The organism is Empedobacter sp. UBA1574 (genome assembly GCF_002322895.1).
Taxonomy (GTDB): Bacteria; Bacteroidota; Bacteroidia; order Flavobacteriales; family Weeksellaceae; genus Empedobacter; species Empedobacter falsenii_B.
In genome coordinates, this window is the sequence record NZ_DCOI01000009.1 from 256 (window position 1) to 10952 (window position 10697).

Annotated in this window: 8 protein-coding genes; 6 read left to right on the plus strand and 2 right to left on the minus strand. The window is 31.6% G+C overall.

Translation table 11 applies throughout. The features are described 5' to 3' along the window. Nucleotides 1-445: 445 nt before the first annotated feature. Nucleotides 446-2884: a TonB-dependent receptor gene (locus tag B3578_RS01975; protein WP_291046777.1), complete on the minus strand. Its 2439-nt coding sequence runs from the start codon at nucleotides 2882-2884 to the stop codon at nucleotides 446-448. Further along, on the minus strand, nucleotides 2832-4523 hold the full coding sequence (locus B3578_RS01980; RefSeq protein ID WP_291046778.1) for a M23 family metallopeptidase: 1692 nt from the start codon (nucleotides 4521-4523) through the stop codon (nucleotides 2832-2834). The genes B3578_RS01975 and B3578_RS01980 overlap by 53 nt, the downstream gene beginning before the upstream one ends. A 237-nt stretch (nucleotides 4524-4760) precedes the next feature. Here B3578_RS01980 and B3578_RS01985 point away from each other — a divergent pair, with 237 nt between their 5' ends. From B3578_RS01985 to B3578_RS02010, 6 genes are all read left to right on the plus strand, one after another. Continuing rightward, the gene (locus B3578_RS01985; RefSeq protein WP_286496357.1) at nucleotides 4761-4895 is read left to right on the plus strand and encodes a hypothetical protein; all 135 of its coding nucleotides are present in this window, start codon (nucleotides 4761-4763) and stop codon (nucleotides 4893-4895) included. Between the two features lie 41 nt (nucleotides 4896-4936). Beyond that, nucleotides 4937-5077, plus strand: a complete 141-nt coding sequence (locus B3578_RS01990; RefSeq protein ID WP_291046781.1) for a hypothetical protein — start codon at nucleotides 4937-4939, stop codon at nucleotides 5075-5077. A gap of 218 nt (nucleotides 5078-5295) precedes the next feature. Continuing rightward, complete coding sequence (locus tag B3578_RS01995; RefSeq protein ID WP_291046782.1) at nucleotides 5296-6513, plus strand: site-specific integrase; 1218 nt, start codon at nucleotides 5296-5298, stop codon at nucleotides 6511-6513. 100 nt (nucleotides 6514-6613) lie between these two features. Beyond that, entirely contained in the window at nucleotides 6614-7504 is an 891-nt protein-coding gene (locus tag B3578_RS02000) for a hypothetical protein (RefSeq protein WP_291046783.1), read from the plus strand. A 195-nt stretch (nucleotides 7505-7699) separates the two neighbouring features. Continuing rightward, complete coding sequence (locus B3578_RS02005; RefSeq protein WP_038335637.1) at nucleotides 7700-7984, plus strand: helix-turn-helix domain-containing protein; 285 nt, start codon at nucleotides 7700-7702, stop codon at nucleotides 7982-7984. 248 nt (nucleotides 7985-8232) lie between these two features. Next, nucleotides 8233-10350: a VapE domain-containing protein gene (locus B3578_RS02010; RefSeq protein ID WP_291046785.1), complete on the plus strand. Its 2118-nt coding sequence runs from the start codon at nucleotides 8233-8235 to the stop codon at nucleotides 10348-10350. Nucleotides 10351-10697 lie beyond the last annotated feature (347 nt).

Here is a 10697-nt window from a genome sequence, read left to right on the forward strand (position 1 = left end):
AAATATTAATAAGCTAAAAACTCAAATTATTTAAAATGCACAACGGGTTAGTATACTTTGTTTCTTTTATTATTCTTACTTTTTAAATATAAAATAAATGGAGTTAGTATTCCTGATATAATTGAAATTGGAAATATCCAAAATGGAAGTAAAATCCATAAAAAATAATATTCTAAAGTTTTATAAAAATTGAAAAAAGTAAAACCTTTTAAGTTTTGATTTTCAAAGATTTCATTTAATGATATGAAAAATAGTAAAAATGAAAATAACCAAAATATAAAACTATAAGTCTTTAAATATTTTATTTTACCTATTTTCTTGTTCATGAAAAAAATAGGTGAAATTGAAAAAATAAATATAATTGGAATGATGATGTAACCGATATATTCTTGAAAATCCATTATTAATAAGAATTAATTTATCCTAATATTAATTTTGAATAGTTTTAAAACTTAAAATTAATCTTTCCATTCAAGAAACGTCCTGTCAAATAATTTGGCATTGTGTAAACTGCACTCGAATTTACGTCGCGAATCCATGAATTACTGATTTCGTTTTTAATATCAAACACATTGAAAACATCTACACCAATCGAAATTTCTTTGAAATTACTCCAGAATGTTCCTTTTGATGGTTTCAATTCTTTTTGATTGATCAATTCTTTCACAAAACCAATGTCAACACGTTTGTAATCTGTCAACGTTGTTTGGTATTGGTAAGGATCTGCAAATTGTGGTGCTCCGTTTGGTAAACCAGAAGCATAAATCAAATTTACATTCACTTTGAAAGATGGTAAAAACTCCATATAATCTTGGAAAAATGCAGATAATTTGAAACGAGGATCTGTTGGTAATGGAATATTTCCTCTGTCATCAATATTTTGATAAGCTCGCGCATACGAAGCCGAGAACCAAGAATCTATACCAGGAACAAACTGCCCAAATAAACGCATATCAAGTCCATACGCATAACCTTTGGAGTTGTTATCTGCCGTATAACGAATTCTCACATTGTCTACATAATACGGATTCAAATCATTTAAGATTTTGTAATAAACCTCAGTTGTTAATTTGAACGGACGATCCATCCATTTGAATTCGTAATCGTTTCCAAATATAAAATGAATTGATTGTTGCGATTTTACTTTGTTATTCAAAGAACCATCTAAACGACGAATTTCGCGATAGAAGGGAGGTTGATAATAAATACCTGTCGAAAAACGGAACAACATATCGCTTTCCCAATCTGGTTTAACAGCGATTTGAGCACGAGGCGAAACAGTTGTTTCTTCGTTAAAATCCCAATAAGCTGCACGTACACCAGCGTTGAACATTACTTTCGCATCATTCCACATAAATTTGCTTGTATATTGTGCGTAACCTGAAATACGATTGGTTTTTAAATTATTTTTAGAATTCACATAATAACTTAAATTCAAACCATTTCCTGGATTTGGATTCACAACATATCCTGTCGAATCGATTGCTTGCCATTCACCTAATAAATCACGAATATCTTCTTGTTGAAATTTTGCACCCCACTCAATATCATTGTTTCCATTGATTTTATATTTTCCTTTGTGTTGAATTCCAGCAACCAACGCATCAAAATTATTTCGTGCATGATCGATTTGCGAACCAACATCATTCGTAGAAGTAGCATGGCCTTTTTCGTCTACTTCGGAAATGAAATAAGAACCTTGAATATCAAAATATTCGCGCTCTTTCGAATGATAAGCAAAAAGGTCTAACCCTAAATCTACTTTAGAATTTGGTTGATATGTAAATGATAAACTTCCTGTTTCTGTCGCAAATTTATCATCCTCTTTTCCGTCATAAAAAACAGTTAGCAACAACGGAGTATCCATTGTGTTGATGTACGTATCACGTTTTACAGGAAACATTTCGTAGCGCGAACGTGACATTGTCCCCAAAAATGCAACATTCCATTTATCATTTAATTTATAATTGATATTGGCTTGTACATCGTAATATTCGGGATTGAAATTGGTATCACCTTTTAAGGTATTCAACACTAAATTTCTGTTTTGATAGCGCGCTCCAACAATTGCCGAAAGTTTTTTGTCTTTAGAACCTCCGCCTAATGTCAAACTTCCGCCCATTAAACTTGCTTCTAATTGTCCTTCAAATTTTGTTGGGCGTTTGTAGGTAACATCTAAAACAGAAGACATTTTGTCGCCGTATTTTGCTTCCCAACCACCAGCAGAAAAGTTGATAAATTGCGTCATCGCAGGATTTACAAAACCTAAACCTTCTTGTTCGCCAGAACGAATCAATTGAGGTTTATAAACTTCGATTCCGTTAACGTAAATTAAATTTTCGTCATAATTTCCTCCGCGAACCATATATTGCGAACTTAATTCTGTATTCGAATTTACGAAAGGCAATGTTTTCAATAAATCGGCAACTCCGCCAGTCAAACTTGGTCCTTGTTGCATTTGCGCAGCACTCAAAACGGTACTTTGCAAAGGTTTATTTTTATTGGATTGAAAAGAAATAGTTGCTTCACCTAATTCGATTGCATTGGTTTGATCAGGAACTAATTGAACAAAAATCTCTTTCTTGTTTTTATCTTTTAGCGTAAAAGTTTGTGCAAACGAATGATAACCATTGTTGTTAAAAGTTACGGTAACGGAAGAATTTGATGGAATATCAATTTTGAAATTACCATTTTGATCTGTAAAATAAGATTGATCGTTGACAATAATCTCAGCTTCACTAATTGGAATTCTATTTTCGTCGACAACTTTACCATTAATTTGCGCAGTTTGAGCAAATAAAATTCCACCCAAAAGAGATAAACTTATGGTACTAAGAAATCTTTTTGAATGTTGTAGAGTATGTTGCTGTGTTGTTTTTTTCATCTTTCACGTTTAATTCTAATTGATGGTTGCCAACCGAAATCTGTTCTTTGTTCAAATTAATTGATAATCGTTTAATTTTTTGATCATATTCGGCTAAAACCCACTTAGCATCGATATAAGCTTTATAATCTTTTATCCCAGATTGTGCATCATCAATTGTAAATTTGATAATAGCATTAGCTTGAGTAAATTGACTATCTGATTTGATATTTAACGGAGTAATTGTCGGTTTAGTATTGTCAATTAAAATAGAAAAAACACCAAAATCTTTTGGATTTGCAACAAGCTTTCCATTTTTGAGCTCTGTTGTTAAATAATCTTTTTTCCAAGCACCTCTTTTTTGATATTCGCGTACAATAACAGCTTTGTCCAATTGCGCTGTTGGAATGTCAGTAGTCGGTTCTATTGCTAACGTGTAAGTTTGATGAACTGGTATATAATAATCGCCCACCCAATGTTTACCATTCGAGAATTTATAAGCTAAATCAAAATCTTCATAAAAAATATTTTTAGGGAAAAATATTTCGATTCCATCAGATTTGAAATGATTTTCTTTGTTCCACAACATTGGATTTGTTTCAGTAAGTTTTGCAGAATCTACAAATGCTTTTCCATTAACTGTAAAAGATTGCGAAGATAAATTTCCTGCATAATCAGAAACGTCAATTTTTACTTTGTACGATTTTCCTTCTTCAAGCTCTAAAATTCCATTGTTTTTTAGATTTGAATACATTCTGACAGGATTCCCATCTTTCACAAATCCTTGATACACCCAACTATTATTTTTCTGAATATCGCCATAATCGCAAACTGTATTTATAGCTCGAGCTTCATCAAACGAAAAACGATTAGAAGTAAACGTATAAATCGGTTCATCATTCACATAAATATTAATTTGATGAACTCCATTGTTATTTTCTGCTCCATTGTGTTTGTCATAGGCTTTTACACCAAAACCTATTGCGCCAGAGGCAGAAATTGTACCTCCATTTACCACAACAACACGATTGGTTTTTTGATTCACATCGCCATAAATTGGATAAGCATATAGGCCTAAAATAGATGGTTTTCGAGTATCAGGTAAATCAAAACCGAAGTAAAAAGGATTAATTGGTTCTTCTGTTTTGGTATCACGAATTTCGAAATGTAAATGTGGACCTCCAGAACCTCCAGAATTTCCAGAAAGAGCAATCAAATCGCCCATTTTTACAGGAAGTTCGTTTGGTTTTGGATGCAATTCTATCTTAAACGTTTCGTTTGCATATTGTTGTTTGCGCACATATTCTTGCAATTCGGGCGTAAATTCTCTCAAATGGGCATAAACAGAAGTATATCCGTTTGGGTGATCGATATAAAGTGCATTTCCATAACCTGTTGGCGAAATATTAATGCGAGAAATGTAACCGTCTCCAACCGCTTTTACTTTCAGACCTTCTCGTTGTTGAGTTTTGATATCAAGCCCAGCGTGGAAATGATTGGCACGTAATTCTCCAAAATTACCAGCTAAATAATTGGTAATTTCTAAAGGATTTTGGAAGATGTTTTTTGGATATGTTTCAGATTTTGGTTGTTCTGATCGTTGTCCAAAAACAACAGAACTTAGTAATAAGTTTAGGAAAATTGGCTTAATCACTTTCATTTTTTCTTTTCAATAATTAACAAATCAGTTAAAAGTAAATTAAATCTTTTACAAACCTCCTTAATCTTTTGAATTTCTGAAAATTATTTGGAGATAAATTTTTGTAAAATAAAATTAAATAAATGATTATCAATATTTTGTATTTGTAAAATAATAAACAAGTAAAAGAAAAGGATTTTAGTGAATGATTGAGAAATGATGAAAGTAATTTTAAAATCAAACATAAAAAACATCATCATGAGAAAAATTATTTTAGCACTTTTTATAGTTGCTTCTATCGTAAGTTGTAATGAATACAAAGGTTCAGAAAGTAATGCAGAATTGGCTGCTGATGCAAAGAAGAAGTTGCGGTTTCTAATGCTGCAAATTTAGAAGTAGAAGGGAAGGTTTTTAAATCGAATGCGTTGATCGAAATGAAAGTAAAAGATGCGATGAAAGATGCGGTTCAAATCGAAGAAAATGCGATTTCGTTGAATGGATTTGTTTTGAATAGTGAAATGATTAATCAAATTTTAGATTCGGATATAGTTGAATTATCCGAAAACATAATATGACAATACTATTTTTCTCTAAATTGCCTATTTATAAGGTTTTATAGAATGTTAAAGTTTCAATTTAAAGTACTCTAACGCATTGAAATCCTTGATTTGTTGTACCAATTGTTGTACCTTAGAATCACGTTACATTCGTTTGCATCAGCAAGTTACAAAAATATTTCACTTGTTTGCATTCGTTTAGAAAAGTAGATTTTTAACCAATAATACAATTTCCAATGGCTTCAATCAAATTAGTACTTCGCACCAACCAAGAAGATAAAACAGGGCACAGTCCATTGTATATCCGGTTAATCAAGGATCGTAAAACAAAATTTATAGCAACTGGAGTAAAGTTGAAAGAAAACGAATGGGATGATGTCAAACAAAAAGTAAAACGCAATTATCCCAATTCAACGAGAATGAATGCTTTCTTATCTCAAAAGATTGCAGATGCAGAAGCAATGGTTGCTGATAACGAGCGAAAGCGTGGAAATATCTCCGCTAAGCGATTAAAAGAAGCGATCAAAGGAAAAGATATTAAGAATTTCTTTGAATATGCTTACGAGCGTTGTGAACGTATCAGAGGGAATGTATCACCTCAAACCTATAAAGCTTATAAAATGAATATTCAAAAGTTCGAGAAGTTTTTAGGTACAAACGAAATCTACTTTGAAGATATCACAGTAACAGTTTTAAATGATTATGTCAATTTTATGAGCAATCGTTTAAAGAATGGTTCTACAACTATGCATTATGCTTTAAATATTCTGGCGATAATGTTTAAAGATGCCATTCGTGAAGAAGTCATCACTTTAAATACTTATCCATTTGCGAGTGTAAGAATCAAAAAAGACAAGAGTACAAGACTGTTTTTAAACAAAGAACAAATAGAGCAGCTAAAAAATCACAAGAGTTCATCTGGTCAAACAGATACGTATTTCCGTGATATGTTTATTTTCAGTTGTTATGCGGGTGGATTACGTTTTGGTGATGTCGTTACCTTACAATGGAAAAACTATGATGAAAACGAACAACGTATCAGATTAAACATTCGTAAAACGAAACGTTCACATCAATTCAAAGTAGGTCAATCGGCTTTAGAGATTTTAAACAAATACAGAAAAGAAACTTCCGAACCAGATGATTTTATATTTCCAATCATTTCAGAAGCAAATTTCTTCGAACAATCCAACGAATATCAACTAAAAGTAATAGCTGCCAAAAATGTATTATGTGGTCAGAAATTGCGTAGAATCGGTAAAGAATTAGAATTTCCATTCTCCTTATCATTCCATTTAAGCCGACACACTTTTGCAACCCAAGCTTTAGCCAACGGTATGCGTATTGAGTATGTATCAAAACTTTTAGATCACTCCGATATTGGTATTACTCAAATCTATGCCAAAATCGTAAACGAAGAATTAGACAGAGCAGTAGAGCAATATATAAAATAAGAAAGCAAATAATCTCTCCAGCGACACATTTTGTCTTTGTAATATATTAATTTACATCAAATTACACTATAAAAGGTTAAATGCTAAAACTTAATTTATGATGAAGTATTTGATAAAAGAAACTGTACAATTCAAAGAGTTTACACAAGTTGCTTTACACAATGTAAAGTCAGAAGAATTTGATATTATAGAGGTTCAACCTCTTACAAATGACGGGTATTGTCAAGCATTAATTGACAAAGTATTTGAGATTTCTCATTCTGAAATTGCTGATTTTATCAAACATCAACTTTTATATGCAAAAGATAAGCTACATTGGATTAATAAGTTTGAAAAGTTAGTTTCAGTAAATGAATTTCTGTTTGAAAAAGGAAGAAATAAAACTCGTTTAATGAAAATTTATACTTCAACAGAAATAATTCGATTAGGTTTATATAAACCAATAGAGATAAAAGACGAGGACAAACCAGCACCAAGATTTATAAATGCCGAATCAGAAGAACGCTATTTTTCATTCACTAAAACGAGTAAAGAAGTTGATTTAATCGATGATTATTGTGATAAAATTCTATTTCTAACCAACGAAAAATACGAATATGAACAAGCGAATATTCATTTTATTAATCCAAAATTAAAAGACTACGCTGAACAATGCGAAAAGAAAATCAGTCAATTACAAAATACAAGATTAATTAAAGAAGAATTAAAAGACAATCAACTTGAGAAAATGATTTATAATAAACTTAGGTTTTATGGAAATGTCAATCAACTGGTTGATATATTTTATCAAATGTCCAGAGAACTTTTTGTAGATGGCAAACCATTTTTAGATGGAAATCTCAATGATATCGCAAAAGTAATTGTGTCCAATTTTGTAGATAAAGATGGAAACGAATTAAGTTTAAAAACAGTTCGTACCATTTTAACTCCATCAAGAGAAGACAAACGACCAAATGTAAATAAGCGAATAGATATAGATAAATTGCTTTAAAGCATTCAATCCTAACTTACTCAGTTAGGATTTTTTTTGCTCAAAAAGGTCTTATTCAAAAAATAGCAAGTCTTTAACCAATCATAGATAAACAGTTAGTTTCAAAATTATTTTGGTCTTATAAGACCAACTTAAGACCTGGCGACTTTTTTTTCTGTACTTCATTTGTTCCATAATCTTAAAACAAGAAAGAAAATGGAAGCAATCATTTTAACAAAAGAACAATACGATGCGATCGTATTCCAATTAGAGGAAATCACTAAAAAATTAAACAAAGCATTAGCAGCTAAACAAGAAACATTTATGGATAACCAAGAGTTTCTAATGCTAATGAAAATTTCAAAACGTACAGCTCAAACGTGGAGAGATGAAGGAAAGGTTTCATTCTGTCAAGTAGGCAACAAAATCTACTACAAAATGTCCGATGTCGAAAAGTTATTGAACGAACACTACAACAAATCATTCTCTAACAAACGCTAAAAATTAGAGTATCGGCATCTAAATCAAATTGGCATTACAATTCGCAGACGAGCGTCAATCCATTGAGAGAAGCGCAAAAATGTTTACCGACCATCGGGAATGATTTAATTCATTCCCGAAGTGAAAAGGATTTTTAGCCTAAACGGATTTATAGCCTTGACTTTTTTGTTTCGTTTTTGTGTCAAGACAAAAATGAAAGTAAAGAACAATTCATTTTACTTTTTACATAATACATAATACAACAAAATATGAAATTCACCTTATTCCAAAACTTCAACGAAGTCATCAACACTGTTCCAATTGAGCAAATCGTAACAGAAATCAAAGAAGGAACATACAAAAGTCAAATTTTGTATTTAAGAAAATCCTTAGAACAAGGAAAAATGGAACCTTACGAAAAAGCAAAGAAATCTTTACTTGCTTTTACACCAAGTGCAACATTCAAGGGAGGTAGAAAATTAGACTACCTCCAATATTACAATCAAATAATCGTACTGGATATTGATAAAGTTGAGAAAAATAAGTTAGCAGAAATCAAACAAAAAGCGACAGAATTAAGTACAACACTTGTCGCATTTATCAGTCCATCAAACAACGGATTAAAGCTATTCATCAAGGTTTCAACGAATCAAGATGAACACAAAAATACGTACAACATGGTCAAAGAATTTTACGAAAAAGAGTTAGAAATCGAAATCGATAAATCCGGAAAAGACATCACGCGCTTATGTTTCTATTCTTATGATCCTGAAATCTATTTTAACCCAAACGCTGAAATTTTTCATTGTCATTTCGAGCTTGTCGAGAAATCTAATTCAGTTAGTCATCCTGAACTTGTTTCAGGATCTCATAACACGAATAAATCTAATATCTCAAATCTCAATACTCCAGATCTATTATACGATCATTGCGTCAGATTCACAAAACAGAAAATGGATTACGCTGAAGGAAACAGAAATAACTTTGTACATCAATTAGCGTGTAACCTAAACCGAAAAGGAATCAGTTATGCAGAAGCCTTAGGCTTTATTTTATCCGATTACAATTACAACGAAATCGAAGTAATGAATGCAGTAAAAAGTGCGTACAACAATACACACGAATTTGGTACTGATAAGGAGTATAAAACACCAAAAACAAAGGAAAAGACAAATCCGAAAAGTAGTTCAACAAACGAGGAAGAAATCGATGATGACGAAGAAAAACCTGCTGCCATAGAACGACTGGAAATGTTCCTAAACAAAAGGTACAACTTTAGGTACAACATTGTAACAGGAAAGCTCGAATACAAAAAGGTTCGGAACCAATATTTCAAACCAATAACAGATTTTGTAGAAAACTCAATTCTTAGAGAAGTTTTAAAAGCTAAAGTAAAATGTAGCATTCAAGGATTACGCTATTTATTGATGTCAGATTATGTCGAACAATTCGATCCATTCAAAGAGTATTTTTCAACCTTACCAGAGATTAATAGTGAAGTCGATTACATCACCGAATTAGCCAATACCATAACAACTACCAATCAAGAATTATGGTTAGAATGTTTCAAAAAATGGTTTGTTGCAATGGTAGCTTGTGTTACGAATGAAAAAGTAGTCAATCAAACGGTAATTGTATTCAGTGGGAAACAAGGAATTGGAAAAACAACCTGGATGGAAAAGTTAGTACCAAAACCATTAAAGGATTATTTGTTTTCAGGTACGATTAATCCAAACAACAAAGACACGTTGATACATTTAGCAGAATGTATGTTAATCAACTTAGACGAGTTAGAAAACTTGAATAAAACAGAAATCGGTTCATTAAAAGAAATCATAACAAAATCCCATATCCGAATGAGAAAAGCATACGGACACAACAACGAAACATTACCTCGTCGAGCATCTTTTGCAGGTTCGGTAAATACCGCTCAATTCTTAAACGATACCACAGGTTCACGTCGTTTCTTATGCTTTGAAGTTGAATTCATTGAATACCATCACAACGTGAATCTCGATAACTGTTACAATCAAGCATTACATCTAATTGATGAAGGATTCAGATATTGGTTTAACAACGAAGAAATTAAAAACATTAACCAAAACAACGAGCAATACCAAATCAAATCCCCAGAGGAAGAATTGCTATTAACGTGGTTCGAGAAAGCAGATAAAGAAACAGCAAATGCCTTTTTAAATGCAACTCAAATAGCCACAAGGTTAGCTTTTTTCAGTAACATCAACATTAATAGCGGAACAGTAAATCAATTGGGTAAAGCATTAAAGAAACACGGTTTTATGAGGATTTCAAAAAATGGTTCGTATGTCTATGCAGTCAAAGAATTAGAATACGATCAAGTCCAAAAAATGAACAAAGAGTTAGAATGATAAATAAAAAAAGTCTAATATCTAACATCTAAAATCTCAATACTAGGTGCAAAAATCCCCTTACTTTTCCTTACTTTTTAAATACTCAAAAAACGTTAAAATTTCATTTTAATACTCAGTTAAACACCGAATTACACCGAGTAAGGAAAGTAACCAATTTTGACCAAAAGAAAAAATTGTAAAATCATCAAAATAAAAAACTGGAAACATAAGCTAAAATCAAAGCAAAGGAGAACCATTGGTTCTCCTTTTTGCGTTACTATCTTCGTTTGAAACAGTTTTTTCAAAACTTCAAAAAACAAAAAAATGTTTTTGCCGAAATTTGGTTGTAAATCGTCAGCAAAAAG